General features: G+C 45.1%; 17 protein-coding genes, 1 tRNA gene and 1 pseudogene. 12 read left to right on the top strand and 7 right to left on the bottom strand.

Features of this window, described 5'->3' with window-relative positions:
- Window positions 1-25: 25 nt before the first annotated feature.
- Window positions 26-1036, bottom strand: coding sequence for a dipeptidase (locus F608_RS0100750; protein ID WP_153307424.1), 1011 nt, complete (start codon window positions 1034-1036; stop codon window positions 26-28).
- A 497-nt stretch (window positions 1037-1533) separates the two neighbouring features.
- On the opposite strand from F608_RS0100750, the gene F608_RS35515 reads away from it, so the two are divergent.
- The 4 genes from F608_RS35515 to F608_RS0100715 all read left to right on the top strand — a co-directional run bounded on the left by F608_RS35515 (window position 1534) and on the right by F608_RS0100715 (window position 4757).
- Complete coding sequence (locus tag F608_RS35515; RefSeq protein ID WP_279615077.1) at window positions 1534-1740, top strand: arginine deiminase-related protein; 207 nt, start codon at window positions 1534-1536, stop codon at window positions 1738-1740.
- A 52-nt stretch (window positions 1741-1792) separates the two neighbouring features.
- Entirely contained in the window at window positions 1793-2350 is a 558-nt protein-coding gene (gene cobO / locus F608_RS0100735) for a cob(I)yrinic acid a,c-diamide adenosyltransferase (RefSeq protein WP_022663698.1), read from the top strand.
- 14 nt (window positions 2351-2364) lie between these two features.
- Window positions 2365-2649: a DUF6812 domain-containing protein gene (locus tag F608_RS0100730; protein WP_022663697.1), complete on the top strand. Its 285-nt coding sequence runs from the start codon at window positions 2365-2367 to the stop codon at window positions 2647-2649.
- Window positions 2650-4109: 1460 nt separating this feature from the next.
- The gene (locus F608_RS0100715) at window positions 4110-4757 is read left to right on the top strand and encodes a PAS domain-containing protein (protein WP_022663694.1); all 648 of its coding nucleotides are present in this window, start codon (window positions 4110-4112) and stop codon (window positions 4755-4757) included.
- A gap of 433 nt (window positions 4758-5190) precedes the next feature.
- Here the strand turns inward: F608_RS0100715 and F608_RS0100710 are convergent, their stop codons facing one another.
- Together F608_RS0100710 and F608_RS0100705 are read right to left on the bottom strand one after the other, a co-directional pair.
- On the bottom strand, window positions 5191-5670 hold the full coding sequence (locus tag F608_RS0100710) for a GNAT family N-acetyltransferase (protein ID WP_022663693.1): 480 nt from the start codon (window positions 5668-5670) through the stop codon (window positions 5191-5193).
- Between the two features lie 40 nt (window positions 5671-5710).
- On the bottom strand, window positions 5711-7117 hold the full coding sequence (locus F608_RS0100705) for an aminotransferase-like domain-containing protein (protein WP_022663692.1): 1407 nt from the start codon (window positions 7115-7117) through the stop codon (window positions 5711-5713).
- A gap of 600 nt (window positions 7118-7717) precedes the next feature.
- On the opposite strand from F608_RS0100705, the gene F608_RS0100700 reads away from it, so the two are divergent.
- Both F608_RS0100700 and F608_RS34070 read left to right on the top strand, forming a co-directional pair.
- Complete coding sequence (locus tag F608_RS0100700; protein WP_022663691.1) at window positions 7718-8605, top strand: DMT family transporter; 888 nt, start codon at window positions 7718-7720, stop codon at window positions 8603-8605.
- Between the two features lie 406 nt (window positions 8606-9011).
- Window positions 9012-9390, top strand: a pseudogene (locus F608_RS34070) (ACT domain-containing protein).
- Between the two features lie 416 nt (window positions 9391-9806).
- Here the strand turns inward: F608_RS34070 and F608_RS0100690 are convergent.
- From F608_RS0100690 to F608_RS0100680, 3 genes are all read right to left on the bottom strand, one after another.
- The gene (locus tag F608_RS0100690; RefSeq protein ID WP_022663690.1) at window positions 9807-10403 is read right to left on the bottom strand and encodes a GTP pyrophosphokinase; all 597 of its coding nucleotides are present in this window, start codon (window positions 10401-10403) and stop codon (window positions 9807-9809) included.
- 3 nt (window positions 10404-10406) lie between these two features.
- A complete protein-coding gene (locus tag F608_RS0100685) occupies window positions 10407-11420 on the bottom strand; it encodes a hypothetical protein (RefSeq protein WP_022663689.1) in 1014 nt (337 codons plus the stop codon).
- 543 nt (window positions 11421-11963) lie between these two features.
- A tRNA-Lys gene (locus F608_RS0100680) sits at window positions 11964-12039 on the bottom strand.
- A gap of 243 nt (window positions 12040-12282) precedes the next feature.
- On the opposite strand from F608_RS0100680, the gene hemL reads away from it, so the two are divergent.
- The 5 genes from hemL to F608_RS30275 all read left to right on the top strand — a co-directional run bounded on the left by hemL (window position 12283) and on the right by F608_RS30275 (window position 16069).
- Window positions 12283-13572 carry a glutamate-1-semialdehyde 2,1-aminomutase gene (hemL, locus tag F608_RS0100675; protein ID WP_027362330.1) on the top strand — a complete coding sequence of 430 codons (1290 nt, stop codon included), beginning with the start codon at window positions 12283-12285 and terminating at the stop codon, window positions 13570-13572.
- Complete coding sequence (mpl, locus tag F608_RS0100670; RefSeq protein WP_022663687.1) at window positions 13572-14993, top strand: UDP-N-acetylmuramate:L-alanyl-gamma-D-glutamyl-meso-diaminopimelate ligase; 1422 nt, start codon at window positions 13572-13574, stop codon at window positions 14991-14993. Before hemL ends, mpl begins: the two co-directional genes overlap by 1 nt.
- A gap of 1 nt (window position 14994) precedes the next feature.
- The gene (locus tag F608_RS0100665; protein ID WP_027362329.1) at window positions 14995-15189 is read left to right on the top strand and encodes a hypothetical protein; all 195 of its coding nucleotides are present in this window, start codon (window positions 14995-14997) and stop codon (window positions 15187-15189) included.
- Between the two features lie 15 nt (window positions 15190-15204).
- Complete coding sequence (locus tag F608_RS0100660) at window positions 15205-15648, top strand: bacteriohemerythrin (protein ID WP_022663685.1); 444 nt, start codon at window positions 15205-15207, stop codon at window positions 15646-15648.
- A gap of 154 nt (window positions 15649-15802) precedes the next feature.
- Window positions 15803-16069 (top strand): hypothetical protein, encoded by a 267-nt coding sequence (locus tag F608_RS30275; RefSeq protein WP_051148481.1) that lies wholly within the window; start codon window positions 15803-15805, stop codon window positions 16067-16069.
- Here the strand turns inward: F608_RS30275 and F608_RS0100650 are convergent.
- Window positions 16059-17669 (bottom strand): sigma 54-interacting transcriptional regulator, encoded by a 1611-nt coding sequence (locus tag F608_RS0100650; RefSeq protein ID WP_022663683.1) that lies wholly within the window; start codon window positions 17667-17669, stop codon window positions 16059-16061. The two genes, F608_RS30275 and F608_RS0100650, sit on opposite strands and share 11 nt — an antisense overlap.
- 192 nt (window positions 17670-17861) lie before the next feature.
- Here F608_RS0100650 and recD point away from each other — a divergent pair, with 192 nt between their 5' ends.
- Complete coding sequence (gene recD, locus F608_RS0100645; RefSeq protein WP_022663682.1) at window positions 17862-19673, top strand: exodeoxyribonuclease V subunit alpha; 1812 nt, start codon at window positions 17862-17864, stop codon at window positions 19671-19673.
- Window positions 19674-19692: the final 19 nt, after the last annotated feature.

The raw sequence follows: 19692 nt of genomic DNA, 5'->3' as shown, positions 1-19692 counted from the left end.
TGAAGTAAAGATTTAAATTTATAGGCTATTCAGGAAGGTTCTGCTGATAGACGCGCAGGAAATTCAGGCTCATGATTTTTTCCACTTCCGGCTCCAAATATCCTCTGTTCAATAGTCGATCAACGAATTTCTGCATATCGGAAATACAAGAGGCACCAATGGCAAACTGCAGGTCGCCCCGGTACAGGGGAAATTTTTTTAGATTTTCCCGGGTGAAGTCGATCATGTAATCAATGTAATCCGGTCCGAAACCCACATGGTCGATACCGATGAGATCAACGATGTAATCCAGATGATCCAGAAGCCTGTCAATGGTCTGATTCTCAAAGGCCCCGTCAATCAAAAAGCCCAGGCAGTTCAGCCCGACAACACCCCCCCGGCGGGAAAGGGCTTTAAGCTGATCGTCTGTCAGGTTTCGAAAAGAGTTGCATATGGTTTTGACATTGGAATGGGAGACCACGGGCGGGCGCTGGGCAAGATCCAGTGCCTCAAAGAAGCCATATTCATTGATATGCACCAGATCCAGGATCATGTCGTATCCATTGATTTCTTCAATTAGACATCTGCCCAGGTCACTGAGCCCCCGGCCGGAATCCCGCGCACAACCGTGGGCAAAAATGTTTTTGCCATTGTGGGTCAGGCTCATGGCCCTGACGCCCAGTTCATAGTATTTTCCAAGGGGATAATTACCTGTGATGCAGGCCGCACCTTCCAGGTTCAGCAGCATGGAAAGGGTGCCGGACTCTCCTACCTTTTCAAGATCGTTTTTGGTCAGGACCAGTCTCAGGGAATCCGCGGATTCGGCCATTTCCTGGTGGATGTACGCTATGGTTTTAAGGACGGTTCCGGGGTCTTTGCCGTTCCAGGTCCCATTTGAGAAATCACCGCCCACCGTGGCCACTTCCATGGCAACGCCGCCTTGGGTGCAGAAGGGCAGGTGCTTTTTTTCAATAACAAACCGGCTTCCGCTCTCTCGCTCCCGAAATACCTGTACAGGGTAATCTGAATGTCCGTCAATAACAATAAAATTTCGCATATCAGGCTGCTCCTCTGCTTTTGTTGATTTCTTTGTGTCCGGCCTCCCTGTTCCCGAATGAATCTGGGGAAAGGTGCGGGCGGATGGCTTAAAAGATCTGGATGAAAAAATGAAAAACAAGAAACATGCCAGACCAAATGGCCTGTTTTTCCAGATAATTGTGGATAGATGGAGTCAGTTCCGGGAATTTGGTTCCATAGCTGGACCGAAAGTTGTATCTTATGATAAAAAAGTATTGTCACAGAATATAAACCCTTGAACAATAGAGGACACCATGCTGGATGTTTCCAGAACCACAGATATTGTATTAATGGTCAGGCACTATGATTTTGGGTTTAACGATGAAACCGGCCGGGACAATGAGTTCCAGAAGAGGCTGTAAATCCCCGAGGAGGAGATCAATAAAAGAGCGAACCGGGAATTCCAGGCCATGGCGGACAGGCCCAGGGCTGAGGGGGTAACGGTTCTCATTCTGGAAAAACCGGACCAGGCATAATATCCTTCAGGTCAATTCAGCAGGGGGAATCCCTTTGATTGTCATGTCCCAAACAGCTTTTACCGGGTTCACCCGGAAGCAGATTTCAACACTGGAAACCCATGGCCGTATCCTGCCCATGAATCTGGATACCATTGAGGCTGTGGGCGGGGGAAGTGCCAGATGCATGATGGCCGAGATCTTTTCGGAAGAAATTCAGAAAGCATAAGATAGCATAGTGAAAACATAGTGAAAATATATAGTGAAAACAAAGAGGAAATATGGAAATCAAGAAACTCGAGCCCAAGGAAAAAAAAGGACTGATTCTGGTAATCACTGGGAACGGGAAGGGAAAGACCACCAGCGCCATGGGAATGGCTCTGCGGGCCTCCGGCCACGGAATGAAGGTCGATATTATCCAGTTTATGAAGGGAGATCTCTACTCCGGGGAATGGGACGGGGTCAAGCGCCTGGACGGACTGGTAGAACTGGTCTCCACGGGCAAGGGATTCTGCGGAATCGAGGGCAATCCCTATCCCCACAGCGAGCATCGGATCAATGCCCAGGATGCTGTGAAGCTTGTAAAGGAAAAGATCAGATCCGGACGAGCCCAGATTCTGATCCTGGATGAGATCAACAATGCCCTGAAACTCAAACTCATCGATCTGGATCAGGTCATGGAGATCCTGGACATGAAGCCGCCGCACCTTCACATGATCCTGACCGGAAGGGATGCTCATCCGGATGTGATTCAGAGGGCGGACACGGTCAGTGAGGTGAGGGAGATCAAACACGCCTATGAAAAGGAAATAGAACCCCAGCCCGGAATTGATTATTAATCCCCTGAAGTGGAATGGGGAATTTGTCGGACCCGGAAGGCATCTCACACAAAGCAAAAAGGCTTTCAGCATGGAATTTGGTAGATGGCACCAAAGTCAACGGCCAGGTGAACATTAATCAGGAAAATGGCTATGATAGACTCAGCGATCTTGTGAGCAGCTCCCTGGGAGAATTCATTGTTTTAAATGGTGCCACTTTATACAAAGCCGAGATAGAGGATCCAAGTGTTAAACATAAAGTCCTTTTTGTGAATAAACGGCATATCCTTTGGGCCAGCCCTGAAGAAGATCAGATTTAGGGACAATCCTCTTAAAATGTTTAAATAACATTAGATTTTACATATTATCCAGACTTCCACAATTAGTTATATTTTAGGAAAACAAATGAAATGAAAAAAAACCTCTTGATATTGATTGGCGCTCTATTGGTTTTTAATGGATTTATCAATGTCGTTGATAATGGTCGCGTTTTGGCTTACGACATAACGTCCATTCTTTCAGGATCGGGCTTTTTAATAATCGCCGTAATGAATCGAAAAGCATAGAATAGAAAGTGTCCGGCTATCACAGACGTTAGAATTAGCAGGGGTTGGTGCCTTGGGCACACTATCTTGAAATTCATCAAATAGAAGCCCTGGCTGCTCCTGAGTGGTGTGTTTTCCTCCTTTTTCGAGAGCCTTCTTAATAGGAACAACTCATCTCTCTTTTAAAAAAGTACAAAACAACTGTCCATTTCTGACAATATCTCGATGTATAAACCTGATTTTTTTATTGGGCTTGAAATGGAATCGAAAATAAGGTTACTCTCCAATATTGCTGATTTTCGACCTATTCATGAGCAAGGGGTTCTATGAGTTTACAGTATAATAAAAAACGTTCAAAAAATTTCTATTTCTTGTCAATGCTGGTGATTATGCTTTCGGTATTAGTTACGTATCCATTCCTTCCTCAACAGATCGTATCGACTTCTTTTAATTTAATGGGAAGTGGTGCTAATTCGACGAAAATAACATTTCTGATCGTGCAGTTGATATTCTTGGTCGTTTACACATTAATAGGATATGGGGTCGCTGATTTTTTTATTCGGGTCGCACCAAGTGGAATTAATATTCCAAATAAGGAATACTGGCTTCATCCTTCAAGAATGAACGCCACTATTAATAAAGTTTCTGCAATGGTGTATTGGATATTATCTTACACTAATATATTGATCGGGATAATTTTAGTCAGAATATATATAGAACAAATAGCCAGAGTTGAAATTTCAGCAACATTCTTCCCAATCCTAATTATCCTTTACCTGTTCGTAATAGTAAGTTTCATCATGAAGACTAATAAGGATTTCAAGCGGCAAGTCGACCGTTAACGAGTAAACTTACTACATTATTGTCCGCCTTTTACCAGCTCAGAGCAGGAACTCACGAAAATCAGGTTTATAGAATGGTACTCTACAAAATTGATTTTTAAATATCTGAGATTGCATGCAAGAAAATCTGTGATTGTGTGCCGCGTTACATGTAAGTTGGTTCATAATATATTAACTTTACAGTTGATTTTTTCGGACAGGGATGTTTACTACTCTCAGAGTAAACTGTCTCAAAAAATATTCAAATATGTCTGCGGTTAAAAATCCGCATCAGCCTCTATCTCAAACGGGAATTATGCCTTTTCTACCAGACCCCGATAAATTCTTTTTCAAGACAGTCAATTTTTTATCGAGTCGTTGAATACCAGCATTCATATCTTTGGAGGATATATTGTGAAAACAATAATTACAGATAACTGGCTGACACTTATTGAACAGTCACCGCTGCCCATTGCGATATTTGATCGTCATATGAAATATCTCGCTGCAAGCAAACGATGGCTGACAGATTATAATCTTGGTGACCGCAAACTAACAGGGCGATCCCATTATGATGTATTTCCCGAAATCTCAGACCGGTGGAAAGAATTTCATCAACGGGGGATATGCGGAGAAGCCATCTCAATGCCGGAAGATAAATTTGTCCGGCTTGACGGAACTGTTCTCTGGCTACGCTGGGAAATCCAACCCTGGTATAAGGGAAAGGATATCGGTGGCATTCTTCTTTTTGTTGAAGATATAACGGCACAAAAGCAGGCATTGGAAGATTTGAAAACATTGAATCTGGAACTGGAGAAGCGTGTGGATGAGCGTACGCAGGCATTGAAGAAAAGCATTGAAAAATTAAAGGCTGCCTTGTACAAAGTGAATCAATTGAGTGAATTGCTACCCATCTGCTCCGCATGCAAAAAAATTCGTGACGATCAGGGATATTGGCACCAGGTAGAAGTCTACATCCGGGACCATGCCGGGGTTGAATTCAGTCATGGTATTTGTCCGGATTGCAAAAAAAAGCTTTATCCTGATCTTTTTGACAACTAACCATACATAATTTATAGACTTTGCACCATTACCGCACCTTTTCTCACGATAAAACCATTCAGTTTAATGATGTATTAAATTTAATCAGCAAATCATGAAAATAATATATTAACTTTACAGTTAATTTTTCCAGCAGGGGATGGTTAATCTCCAATTAACCTGATTTTCGTCTCATGAGTTCAGAATTGACCCGACTACCACATATTGGGTGTGGGGATCAGAAGAAAAAGCGATAGCTCATACCATCAGTCAACGCCCTGGAATTACTCAATTGATCAATAGAAAAGTTGTCAAAATCTACTGTTTTTTGAGGGGCTACCGAGGCAACAGTTTATTGTATAAAATTTACTTTTTAACGTTTAAACTGACGGGCCGTGCCAAAGAGTTTGAAAAAGCAGTTAGGCTTCCCGCGGTCCCGTCCAGTGATTGGTCTTTATATCTCACGCCTGAATAAAACTTTCGGGTTATTGATTTCCAGGTAATTCGAAGTAACCGGTATCCCGTCTATTTCACCATCCCCAGCTTCAATTATAAATCCCATACGTTGATGAAAGGTAATCGAAAGCTTGTTAACGGGCGACGTGCATGCTCTAATAATTGTTCTGTTTTTCAATTCACACTGCTTAAAAAACTGATTATATAGTTTTCGTCCAATTCCTTCTTTTCTGAATTGTGGATGAACACCTGCAAAATGTATATAACCGACATTTTCATCTGTTTGTGACATAAAGCCCACAAGAAAACCAATTAATTGATCCGATGCTTCAACAACAAATGAATTGGAACAAAAATGAACAAAAAATACTTTAGGAAGCATAGATCGTAGATCACGACCATCCCACCAATCTGGCATAACAGATATGACTCGCTGGTGGTCAGTTGGTAACGTATTTCGAATTAGGTATTTATCCATATTTCAGCCTTACATGTGTGGAAAAAATAAAAACCGCCAATTAACGTTTACAAAGCCTGCCAAGGATTTGGATTGTATCGGCTACTTTTAAGTTCCATGTACTGGCGCTTAGTCTCATGCAGTTTGTAAATTTATTTTGTAGCGAAAATAAATGACCAGGGGAAAAGAGGATATTTTCAGCCAATGCGTCCTGATAAATCTGTTCAGTATCAATAGGTTCAGGTAATTCCACCCATAAAAATGATCCACCGGAAGGATTGGAGACCCGGGTTGAGTCTGGAAAATGAAGTAATATTTCATTCCGCATGGATTGAACGTTTTCTATTAATTTCCCCTTGACCTTACGTAAATGTCTTTCGTACCCACCCTTGGCTAAAAAACAGGCAACCGCAATTTGGTTAACAGATGCGGTCGAGATGTTCAACAGCATCTTCATTTCTATTACTGACTCATAAAATTTGCCTGGTGCGATCCATCCAATACGCAAACCAGGGGCGATGGTTTTGGAAAAGGATGAGCAGTAAAGCACGTTTCCTGTTTCATCATGACTTTTGCAAGCATCCGGCCGCCGGTGAAAATAAAGATCACCATAAATATCATCTTCTATCAGGGGAATTTTGCTCTGCTCCAGGAGCCAGGCCATCTCCTTTTTCTTCCAGGACGGCATGACAAAACCTCTCGGATTATTAAAATTAGGTATGGAAAAAACAACTTTTACCGGGTGATTTTCAATTACAAATTTAAGCGTGTCCAAAGAGATACCTTCTTCTGGAGAGCTGGGAATTTCAATCACTTTCAAATTCAGCGCCTGCAACAGTTGAAGCAGGTTAAAGTACGTGGGGCTCTCCAAAACGATGGTATCCCCTGGTTTGCATAATGCCATCAACGCCAGAAAAATGGCCTCCTGGCAACCATTGGTGACTATAATGTCATCTGGAGAGAGTGTCAGTCCTGCTGACAAACCCAATCTTGCAATTTGTTGTCTGAGTAATGTGTAACCAGGTGGCAGGAGGTATTCTGCGGCCAAGAGATCATTGTCACTTGCAGCGTCCATCAGATAACGGCCAAAACGTTTTTTGGGCCATAAGTCGGGAGCAACGCCGGAAAGGGCAAGGCTGATCCCGTTTTTATCGAACGCATTGTCTCGAAACATACTGTAAACACGGCAGAACGTAACCTTTTTGGGATCCAACTGCTTTAAGTCTTGCTCGGATGGTTCTACTCGTTCGTTAAAACGATTTTTGACGTAATAACCCGATTGGGGTACGACAGTAATGTAATTCCGGTCTTCCAGGCGCCAATAAGCCTCTTTAACGGTGTTCACGCCGACAGACAGTTCATGGCTTAGTTGTCTGATGGAAGGAATTTTATCACCTTCTTTTAAAGCTCCGCTATGAATCAAGGTTACAATTTTTTCTGCTATTTGCTCGTATCGTGGAGTCCGCATGGTTATCATCCTACAAATTACTTTTGGCCAAAATCTGATAACTATTGTTACCTTATTCGATATATTTTAATTCAATTTCCTCAATTTAAAAAGACACAGTTTGGGTTTGATTTTTGGGTACAGATGACAGAAAAGGACTGCTGTGCCTTAAATATTTTTGTCATTTGCTGCTTATTTTATCCTGTTGAATTCCCTAAATTATCGTCAAAAACGTAATCAAAATGGGGGATTCATGAGATCAAAACTGATGAAATTAAGTCCGGAACAATCTTTTCAATTGGCTAAGAATCAGGTCTTCAACATTTGTGCGGGAGAAGTCAATATTTCATGTATTTCCGGCATTGTTTGGACCACTTGGGCTGGGGGCCGTGAAAAATGCTTGACTCAAGGAGAATCTTTGGTCATTCAATCTCACATTAAAATCTGCATTCAAGCATTTACCGTTTCAAGTGTCCGAATATCGAGAACTCAAACAAGGGTATTGAGAGTTCCACATCGCGTTCTAAATTATTTCACCTTCGATCAATTCCGTCAAATGTAAATTAGTTTTGTTCAATAGATTCATATGGTCAAAAAACAATAAATATGGGGATTAAGGCGATGAAGCAGGATAAAGTATATGTCGACATTAAGGGGGTTATTCTACTTGTAATCCTTTGTGTCTCATGGGGATTGAATCAGGTAGCTATAAAGATATGTATCGCCGTGATACCACCGGTGCTCCAAGCAGGTATCCGTTCCACATGTTCTGCTTTTATAGTGCTGCTTTGGATGTTCTTCCGGGGAAAGTCTGTGTTTGAAAAGGATGGTACTATTTGGTGGGGCATATTAGCAGGATTTTTTTTCTCAGTTCAATTTATCTTATTATTTTGGGGCCTTGAATTTACAAACGCCTCCAGGGCTGTAATTTTATTAAATACTGCTCCCTTTGTAGTGGCATTAGGCGCTCAGCTTTTTTTAAAAACAGAAAGTTTGACTCGAATTCAGATTTTGGGGTTGATAATGGCATTTAGCGGCATCATTGTAGCGTTTCATGAATCATTAAACTTGCCGACCCAGGAAATGTTAATTGGGGATATAATGCTTCTGGGTGCAGCAGTAGCATGGGGGGCAGGCACAGTGCTCATCAAGGCCAGTCCCCTAACCAACGTTTCTCCCAGCAAGGTCCTGCTTTACCAATTATTGGTGTCGGCTCCCATCCTGTTGACGACCTCCGTATTCTTGGAAGAAGGAGGGATTTTAGTCTTGAACTATGTTGCTATAGCATGTCTTATTTACCAAATCATATGGATCGCTTTTATTACTTATGTTGTCTGGTTCTGGCTCATCCGAAAATATCCAGTCTCTCGCATTGCGCCGTTCACTTTTCTAACTCCTCTTTTCGGGGTTATGGCAGGAGCATTTCTTCTCGGAGAGCCAATAACTTCTTTTCTCCTTTGTGCTCTTGTGCTTGTGGGTACTGGTATTTATTTTGTCAATCAGAAATAAAAATTGGTAAAATTTTAGGACACAACCTGGTGAGCCCTAAGTCTATTATCCATCGCTTTGCTGTAAAATTTCAAACCACAACATCTTGGGCCAGATTTGATTCAGGAATCAAACGCTGAGATGAATGAGACCATGATTGTGGACCTTGGTATTTCTCACAAGGCCTGATATTTTTCTTGTAAATTATAGGGTTGCAATATATCCATTAAAATAACAATAAATTGTGGCTTGCCCGACAAGTCTGGGATTTACGTGAAAGCAGTCTGGTAAAGCGTTTTACTGACAAATGCGGGTTTTTGACCCAGCGATGCAAAAAAAGCAGATTTTGGGCCAATCCGTCTAAAAACGTGCAGCAACATAATTAATGTTCGGTTTCAGTCACATAATTAAACAGTAAGATAGAGAAATGAAATTAAACTTATGCGTTCTTGAATGCCTTTTCACAATCCATCGGCTTTCGCCAAATATTGAAATTCCAAATCAAGTCTTCGAAGGCAAATTTTACAGTATCAGTAAAACCGATGATGAATTATCAATCGTCTGTTCTTCGTCTGTGCTTTTGAATTCAGATAGTTCAGAAGACGATTGGTCCTGCATCAAAGTTCTTGGGCCTCTGGATTTTTCTTTAACTGGAATCTTGGCAGATATTTCTGCTGTACTGGCCAAAAAAAATCAGTATTTTTGCAATATCAACATTTGATACTGACTATATATTGGTAAAATCAGACAAACTTCAAGCGGCAAAAATGGCATTACAAAAAGCTGAGTATGCTTTTCAAACTTGAAACCGAATAAATCATTGCAGTGGACCACAAGGGGCAGCTTTTTCTATATTCTGTGGCAATTTTCAAAAGTATTGCTCTCAACAAAATTTAGTGGAACCTTGTTCCCTTCCTGCGGTCGGTGGCCCCCTGAACTCCAACGTTGAAATTTTGAGGAATCATAATACCCACAATGTGTCTATTATCGGTCGCCCAAGCCTAATTGAAAGCGGCATTCAATAGCATAAGCATTGAGTGGTGGGGGTAGGGTTTTCTTGCGACAAGGCTGACAGGGATAGTCCACACTATTTTGGGGCTTTGGGAATCCACACTGGTAATTACGAAGTCCTCACCATTTAATAATACTCTAACCCCGCTCTAAGGGTTAAACGTCGATTTCCCTCCCTTTTTTTGATGAATAGGTAAGGTGTCCCACGATTTCATAAATTAGAGTGCAATTCTGAAAATATAAGATCCGCGCCCCAAGCTTGAGCTGCGGTAAAGGCAAGTTTTCTTTTTTGATGTGATGTTAACGGCTGATCTTGTTTGTAGCCTAAATCATGATTTGCTTCGCTCCATGCATGTTGAAAGAGGGTTTTAATTTGAAGTTCGAAAAATTCTGGCAATTGTGTGCGATCCATTTCATCATCTACAACATCTTCAGGAATCATCAATACATAGTGTTTTCCGACATACCCAAATTCATTCTCCGATTCAGGGATCAGTTGTCTTTTCTCAATTGATCGGTAATATGCTTCTATCTCAGAAGCAACCACCTCGACATCTTCTAAATAAAAAACAATTATTCGTGCTCCTATCTGATCTTGAATTTGATTCAAAGGATCTGAATATTTAGGGGACCCATTCTCTTCTTTTTGTGCTTTTATAATAAATCTATCAAGAGATTTAGGTCTTGCAATTATCCTGTCTATTCTTTGGAAGGCTTCTAACTCGTTAGACAATTTCTTTGATATCCTTTTGGAAATAGACTTCAAATATTTCGTATAGCGTAGCAAGTATTTGTCTTTAAGGTCCATTAATTATTTTGTCCTTTTGAATTTCTCATCAACAATAGATCCAACAGTCGTGAATTTTATCTCTGGGCTATTGTTTCGTTTCTCTGACTTAAAACAGTTATCAAATTCAGCGGATTCAGCTGTTAATATTGCTCCGTTACTTAATTCAATCATTTTATAAGGTAAATACTTTTGAAATTCTTCTTTATCAAAAACAAATTTATCTTCAAGTAGTCTGGTCGGATTCACATTCTGAGACACAGCTTTTGTAGCTTCAGGTGATAAATGAAATAACTTACAGAATTCTGAGATGGCCATTGCCTTATTGGTTATATTTGTTGCCAATTTTACCGATGATGTTATTTCATGTTTTATAGATGGGTCATTACTTTTTTTTATTGCGTCTCGTAATGCAAGAGCAAGCCTTTTAGTCCCTTGTCGTGGTGTGGTTTGAAAATCAGACTTTAGGAATGAGCTGATCCAGTAACCGGCAATTTCTTTGCCACCTGGTAACGCTTGTTTGTCTACCGCTAACCCTTTCCACAAGTTAGGAGATTCTATATTGCATTGATATAGTACTGATTTATAAGAATATGCATTCTTTAAAAAAACTTGCTCAACAAATTCGACTTTCAGAGCCTCTGATTTTTTTTCAGCAACGATCCCTTCATCGGCAGGAAATCTTGATATAATCATTTTCGAATTTTTATCGTTGTATCCAATTGTAAAGAAAAGCAGTCCCATTCCAGATGTTTTAGTTGTAACCGATTGCAAACGGTTTGCCAAAATAAGCCCGTCATCAATTGACCCACTTTCCATGAGAGCTAAAATTTCATCTTTCACGTCATTTTTCTGATCATCATTTTCTGATGTGAAAATAATGGGAATCTTGCAGTCAACCTCAGAATTTTTAAAAATGTCATTTAACATTTTAAAAATCTTTCCTTTTTTAGGGATCTCAACACCACCTATTTCCGGTTGTTCTTCAGCGTTTTTTCCAGGGTAGGTTAAAAAACTAAATATCTTGTCGATTTCCATTTTGATTTCCTTTACTAAAAGTTTCAATTATTTGGAACAATACGACAAATTTTCTATATGTATTTTTGTTGAGAATAAATATATGACCTATAAGCACATGTCAAGGAAGTAACTATTTGAAAATATATATAATTATTTATGAGGATATTTTATATAATAATCGTATTAATTGCGACAAAAAAGATGAATGGGTTTCGACGTCAGAGAGTAGAATAAAAGCGAAGCGTTCAATGTGTCTATTATCCGTCGCTTTCACCCAAATATATTGACCACTACATCTGGGGGTGCCTCTTCCGGATGAGAATTCAACTTTAGTATCCTGCTTTTCGAAGGCTTATCAGAAATCCATAAAAATCATTTTTTAGATTTTAAAAAAGAGAGGAGGCTCACATAGTCCCCCCTCTTTTATTGTGAAAAAGTTACAACAGGATTTACAACGCCTTGTTGTAAATCGGTCCAGATATGCCAACTTGTGCCAGAATATGGATCAAAAAACAAAAAAGCCGAAACGCTTTTCAGAAGCGGATCGGCCTTTGTTTCCGGTGGTGGGCCATCAAGGGATCGAACCTTGGACCTACTGATTAAGAGTCAGTTGCTCTACCAATTGAGCTAATGGCCCCGAAAAATTAACTCGAGAAAAATATCAGCGTTTCTTTGGGAAGTCAATGCTTTTTTGTATTTCCATTGCGGATTTCAGATTTACCGGTTGACCCCTTAAATACAGGTCTGATATACTTCCTTGTTTGTTGGGCCAGGTTGAATGGCTGAAAGGAGCGGCATGAATGGAGAGACGAAAATTTCCGGCCCGGCTTTCTGCTCCTGATTTTTGGCTGCTTTATCCATCATCACAGGGGAAACCAGAATGACAAGAACAAGATCAAATACATTGTTTGCCGAAGCCAGGGAACTGATTCCCGGGGGCGTGAATTCACCGGTACGGGCCTGCGGTTCCGTGGGCGGGCAGCCGGTTTTTATCGAGAAGGGGGACAAGAGCCGTCTCTATGATGCCGATGGAAATACCTATATCGATTATGTATTGTCCTGGGGCCCCCTGATTCTGGGGCATCGGCCGCCCCAGGTGATCAAGGCCCTGGAGGAGGTTCTGGAAACCGGAACCAGTTTCGGTGCGCCCACGGAGCTTGAAACCCGGCTGGCCGCCCTGGTCAGGGATATGGTACCCTCCCTGGATATGGTCCGGATGGTGAACTCGGGCACCGAGGCTACCATGAGCGCAGTCCGCCTGGCCCGGGGATACACCGGCCGGGATATCATTATCAAATTTGACGGCTGCTACCACGGTCATGCCGATACCCTGCTGGTGGCGGCCGGTTCGGGAATCGCCACCCTGGGGATTCCCGGCAGTCCCGGAGTCCCCGACGCTGTCATTAAAAACACCCTTTCCCTGACCTATAACGATAGGGAAGGCTTTGCCCGGGTCATGGAAGAGATGGGGGACAAGGTGGCCTGTGTGATCCTGGAGCCTGTGGCCGGCAATATGGGTATGGTCCGGCCGGTGGAGGGATTTCTGGAGAGCTTGAGGGAACTGACCGCCAGACACGGGGCCCTGCTGATCTTTGACGAGGTCATGACCGGATTCCGGGTGGACAAGGGATCTGCCCAGGGACTATTCAATATCACCCCGGATCTGTCCTGTTTCGGCAAGGTTATCGGGGGCGGACTGCCCGTGGGGGCCTACGGCGGCAGAAAGGAGATCATGGAGGGAATCGCCCCAACCGGATCCATCTACCAGGCCGGGACCCTGTCCGGGAATCCTTTGGCCATGGCCGCGGGAATCGCTACCCTGACCGCCCTCCGGGAGGAGGGAGTGTATGAGGCCCTGGAACAAAAGGCCCATACCCTGATGTCGGGTTTTAAGGCTGCGGCAGACCAGGCCGGGATCCCATTTCAATCCGGAAGCGTCGGCTCCATGGCCGGCTTTTTCTTTACGGATCGGGCCGTGCACAATTTCGATGATGCAAAGACCTGCAACCTTAACCGTTTTGCCGCCTTTTACAGGGGCATGCTGGAACAGGGGGTCTATCTAGCACCTTCCCAGTTTGAGGCCTGTTTTGTGTCCCTGGCCCATACGGACCCGGATATTCAGGAGAGCATCCAGGCGGCCGAGACTGTGATGGCCGGTCTGGAAAAATAATGGCCGGAAAGATCAAACCTTCCCCCCTTAAAATTCATCTTGTTGCCGCCTGCGGTACAGGCATGGGAACCCTTGCCTGCATTCTCAAGGAAATGGGGCACGGGGTGACGGGATCGGACCGGAACGTTTATCCGCCCATGAGCGATTTTCTGGCTGAAAAAGGGGTAAAGCTCTTTTCCGGATTTGACCCGGCCAACCTGGACGAAAAGCCGGACCTGGTGATCATCGGCAATGCCGTGACCCGGGACAATCCCGAGGCCAGGGCCGTGATGGAGAGGGATATCCCCTATCTTTCCATGCCCCAGGCCGTGAACCGGTTTATTGCCTCGGACAAGAAGATCATCCTGGTGACCGGCACCCACGGCAAGACCACCACCTCTTCCATCATGGCCCATATCCTGACCTGTGCCGGCATGGACCCGTCCTTTATGATCGGCGGCATTCTAAAGGATTATCATTCCAGCTTCAGGATCGGCATGGGGGAGTACATGGTGATTGAAGGGGATGAGTATGATACGGCCTTTTTTGACAAGGGCCCCAAGTTCATGCACTATGATCCCCATATCACCATCATGACCGGGGTCGAGTTTGACCATGCCGATATCTTCAGGGATCTTGACCATATCCGGGTGATCTTTGCCGACTTTGTAAAGAAGATCCAGCCTTCATCCCATATTATCGCCTGCCTGGAAAACGAGACCCTCATGGAGATTCTGGAGTCCTGCCGGGCATCCATGGAGACATACGGGCAGGGCAGGGAAGGGCCGGGGGACTGGTATGCAAGCGACCATGAAATCAAGGGCGGGTTTACCCTGGCCGGGATCCACGGACCCGGCAGATCCTATAACCTTGAGACCAAACTGGTGGGCCACCATAATCTTTTAAATTTTCTGGCCTGTGCCGCCGCCGCCCAAAAAATCGGAATTGAACCGGAGCAGATCCAAAAGGCCATGGCCTCTTTTTCCGGGATCAAGCGGCGCCAGGAAATCCGGGGCATAAAATCAGGAATAACAATTATGGATGATTTCGCCCACCATCCTTCCGCGGTCCGGGAAACCATTGCCGCAGTCCGGCCTTTTTACAGACAGGGCAGGGTGATTGCCGTTTTTGAACCCAGGACCAATACCAGCATGCGCCGGTTTTTCCAGGACAGTTATCCAGGAGCCTTTACGGAAGCGGACATGGTCTGCATCTGTAAACCCTGCGTGAAAAAGGACATCCCGGACCCGGAACGCTTTTCCCCGGAGAAACTGGCATCGGACATCAACAGCCTGGGCGTAGAAGCCCGCTGTTTTGAACGGGTGGATGATATCCTGGAATTTTTGCCCCCGGTTCTGCAAAGGGATGACCTGGTTCTGATCATGTCCAACGGAGGATTCGATAATATCCATGCCCGGATTCTGGAACGGATCAGCGGATAAAATGAAAAGAGCCTGGCCCCGCATTATCGGAATCGGTCTGTTTCACTGTTTTTTATACATGTACCTGGTTCCCCGGGTGATCTACCCGAGATTCGGAGAGAATGGATTCATCTTTGCCGCTATAACGGCTCTGGTGGTTTCCGTGGCTGTGCTGGGAACCCTATGGTTGAATAAGAAGACCCAAAAGAATAAATAAAGGAGAAAGATAAATATGAGCCAGAAAGAAGAGAATAAAATGGAATGGGATCCCAAGTACGGGGTGGACATTGAGGAGATTGACAACCACCAGAAAAAGATGTTTGAATTGTTCAACATGCTCATCGACCTGAAACTGGAGAAAGGCGAGGCCAAGGCCTTTGCCGGCTTGATTTCCGATATCAACGACTATGGCAAACTCTTTTTTGCCTCCGAAGAAAGAATTTTAAAGAAAAAGGGGTATCCAGACTACGAAACCCATATCAAGAAGCATCGCAAGTTCATTAAAAATACCATCAATCTGCGAAGGGAAATTGTTGAAGACGTGGACAACCTGACCATGGAGTCGATTCTGGAACTTCGGGACTGGCTGGTCAAACATATTGAAGAAAGCGACTCCAAGTATACCCCTTTCCTGAGAATTCATCAGTATATTGAAGATGTTAACCCAAAAAAATAAAAAGGGTGAAAACCCGCGTCTTTCCTGGAAAGCCTCTGTTTTGAATGGGAATGGGAGTTGACGATCCTTGAGATTTTAGATTAAAGTCTCGCGTCACACATGACGATGGGTATGGTCATAAAGAAGGAATAACCTTTTAACTTTGGATGTTCCCATGGTATTTGACTATAAAATATTACCCATTCAGAATGAGGCCGTTGATTCTCTCCGTGAGATAAGGGGGTTTTCCGAGCGCAGAAAAACCGTAACCAGAAAACTGAAAAAGGACAGGCGCAGATCCAAGACCGACCGAAGAAGCAGCGTCCGGGACGGTGTTTTCGTCAGCCTCTCCTTCAGGAACAACCGAAGAAAAGGGGGCGACAGAAGGACCGGTTCCGACCGCTTCGCCAACAAAAAAAGCGGCGCCTCCTTTACTGTTTAGTTCCAGAGTTTCTATTCGAAATATTGTACTTTCTCATTTTATTGATCATGGCCGTGTGGGATATGCCCAGGGCACGGGCTGTTTTGCGGATGCTGGGATGCCTGGCCAGGGCAGATTCGATCACATCCCGTTCATATCGTCCCACCATCTTTTTGAGGGAAGATCCGGATTCATTCACAGAACCGGACCCTGATCTGAGTTCCCGGATGGTCTTTTCAATTTCATGACCGAATATGACGGCCTGGGGCTCGATGATATCCCTGTCTGAAATAATGGCTCCCCGTTCGATCACATTTTTCAGTTCCCGGACATTTCCGGGCCAGTCATGGTCCATGAGTTTTTCCCGGGATTCCATGGAAAGCGCTTTGGGAACCGATCCCACCTGTTTGGCAATTCTGGATAAAAAATGTTCGGCCAGGGGAGGGATGTCCTCTTTTCTCTCCTTGAGCGGGGGAACGTGGATGGGCAGAACATTGATCCTGTAGTAAAGATCCTCCCTGAATTGATTCTCTTTGATCATCTGTTCGATGAGCCGGCTGGTGGCCGTGATGATCCGGGTGTCCACGGGGATCTCCCGGACCCCGCCGATGCGCCGGACGCTTTTTTCCTGGATTACCCGCAGGATCTTTGCCTGGGATCCCATGGGCATGTCTGCGATTTCGTCCAGGAACAGAGTGCCCTTATCCGCGGTTTCAAACAGCCCCTGTTTGCCCTTTTTTTCAGCCCCGGTAAAACTGCCCTTTTCATAGCCGAACAATTCGCTTTCCAGAAGGGATTCGGGCAGGGCCGCGCAGTTGACCGCCACAAATTCTCCCCTTCTTCCGCTTTGGTTATGGATGGCTTTGGCAAAAAGTTCCTTGCCCGTGCCGCTTTCGCCCCGGATGGACACGATGGAAGAGGAAACAGAGATCTTCTGGGCAAAGGAAATGGCATCCATGAGGGGGGCGCTGGTGCCGATGATGTCGCTGAAGGTAAACTGGGAAGGGGCGGTCACCTCATCTGCCAGTTCCTTGATCTCTTTCATGTCCCGCATGATCTCCACGGCATCGGTGATTTCCCCTTTTGCATCCTCAATGGCAATGCCGGCGGAAAAAAACTGGAATCGTCCATTGGGGGAGATGATATTTCTCTTTTTATTATGAAAAGATTTCCCCTGGAGGCAGTCCAGGATGTCCCTGTTCTCCAGGGGGAGATCCGTGAGTTTTCGTCCGGTGAGCCGGGTCTGGTTCCAGCCGTACATCTTCTTGGCCACAGGGTTGATAAAGGTGATCCGTCCGGTCCGGTCAACGGAGATAATACCGTCGCTGATGCTGTCCAGGATAACTTCCAGTCTTTTTTCACGGATTTCCAGGGGCATGGAGTTGATCCGGGTGATGAAAATGAGGTCCGGTATCTGCCGCAGGCTTTCAATGATCCGGTCATCGGGGGGAGAAGTTTTGGATCCCCGGGTCTCAATATAGATCAGGGTCTGGTTTCCTTTGTTTTCCACCTCCATGGAGATGATGTTCAGTCCATTGGAACTGGCAACCTTGGCAATGTCTTCCACAATCTGCCGGCGGTCGGTGAAAAGAAGCTTTAATCTCAGGGTCGAAAGGATCATAGGGTTTTTAAGGGATGAAGGTTAATTTGAATCATAGGGGAATCCTAATTCATACAAGGCCGTGAATCAAGAGAAATTGAGGCGATCCATCCTGGGTTTCTTTTTTGGACCGGGTTTCTTTTTGGAGAGAAGATTGGTAAAAAGAACTATTTTTTACGGTATGGATCTTTTGTCGGGGAACCTGGAAATTTGGTGGAAACAGAGTACATAGAATTTGAACTGGAAACGCTTTTCAGGCACGGGTTTATCTCTTGTCTGGACTATTATTTTGCCAGATCCATGGCCAGGATTTTCCCGGAAGATCAGGCCCTGGTCTGTCTGACATCCGCTCTGGTATCCCGGGCATTGTCCCGGGGACAGATCTTTCTTGACCTGAAAAAAGAGGCCGGTTCAAGCCTTGGACCCTCTCCTGAAAATCTTCCGGCCAGGGAACGGGACTTAAATTTGATGACCCGGCTCCCGGCATACAACGACTGGATCCTCCACCTGGAAAATGCCGCCATGGTGGAAAATCTATCCGGGAAAAGAAAAGCCTTCCCCCGGGACGGTATGGGTAAGGCTTCCGGGATTGGGAACCGGCCCCTGGTCCTGGACCCGGCCGGGCACCTCTATTTTTCAAAGTATTTTGATTTCCAGTCAAGGCTGGTGGAGAATATCAGCTCCAGGATCAAGGCAGGTCCTTTGGAAGTGGATCCGGATTTCATGGCAACGGGTATTGCCCGGGCCTTCAAAGAGCAGGATCCGGTCCATACGGCGCCCCAGCAGGAAGCTGTGCAAAAAGCCCTGACAGGAAGATTGACAATTATCTCGGGCGGCCCCGGTACCGGCAAGACCCATATCACGGAGATTATCCAAACCCTTTTGGAAGAGTATGCACAAAACCTCGGGCTTGCTCCTCCCGGGATCCTTTCCCTGGCCCCCACGGGAAAGGCCGCTTCCCGGCTTAAGGGAGGGGCCACCATCCATTCGGCCCTGGTCCCTTTGAAAAACCGGCCCGGATTTGTCCACGGCAGGGAAAATCCGCTTATAACGGACATGGTAATCATTGATGAGGCCTCCATGATCGACCTTGCCCTGATGACAAGGCTGCTGGAGGCCGTTCCCCTCCATGCCCGGGTGATCCTGCTGGGGGATGAGAACCAGCTTTCTCCGGTCCAGGCCGGGGCGGTTTTCAACGAGATCTGTCAAACCCGGGGGATGGAGTCCAACCTCGTCTTTCTGGAGCATAATTTCAGATCCGGTGGGAAAACCGGGCTGGAAAACCTGGCCAGGGCGGTCCGGTTCAATGATTTCAAGGGCCTGAAATCCATCCTGGATCAGGGAGGAACCCAGGATATCGTGTTTGAGGACACCAGCGGAGAAGAGTCCCGGGAAGACCTGCTGAATCATTATATCCTTGAGGGGTACCGGGAGTTCATGGGGCAAAACAACCTGATGGAATCCCTGGAAAAACTGGACGGATTCAGGATTCTCTGTGCCCATAACCGGGGGGAGTCCGGAACATTACAAATTAATCATGTCTGTGAAAAAATTTTGCGGATCAGGGATGATTCTGGTATAAAGAGTGGATTTTTCAAACGAATCATCATGATCCGTTTGAACGACTATGACAGGGGATTGTTTAACGGGGACACCGGAGTGGTTTTTTCCCAGGACGGACCGGAAAAGACCGGCCGGACAAGGGTTGGATTCAGAATGGCGGACAAGAGCATCGTAACTTACAGGTACGGGGATCTCCCGGGCCATGAAACCGCCTTTGCCGTGACCGTCCACAAGAGCCAGGGCTCTGAGTTTGACACGGTTCTCATGGTCATCCCGGAGCAGCTGTCGCCGGTGGTCACCCGGCAGCTATTATACACAGGGGTGACCCGGGCCAGGAAAAAGGCCATTATTCTGGGTCCCATCAAGGTCATCAGAGAAGCCATGGAGATCAGCCCTGAACGGACATCAAATGTTTCAGGCTTTCTGGAGGGTTTTCTTTCCGGGAATGAAAAAGATCATTAAGCTGCCCTTTTGCCCCTAT

It is taken from the genome of Desulfospira joergensenii DSM 10085 (assembly GCF_000420085.1).
GTDB lineage: Bacteria > Desulfobacterota > Desulfobacteria > Desulfobacterales > Desulfobacteraceae > Desulfospira > Desulfospira joergensenii.
The sequence above is the reverse complement of the archived record's forward strand: the minus strand, read 5'-3'. Positions and strand labels throughout refer to the sequence as shown.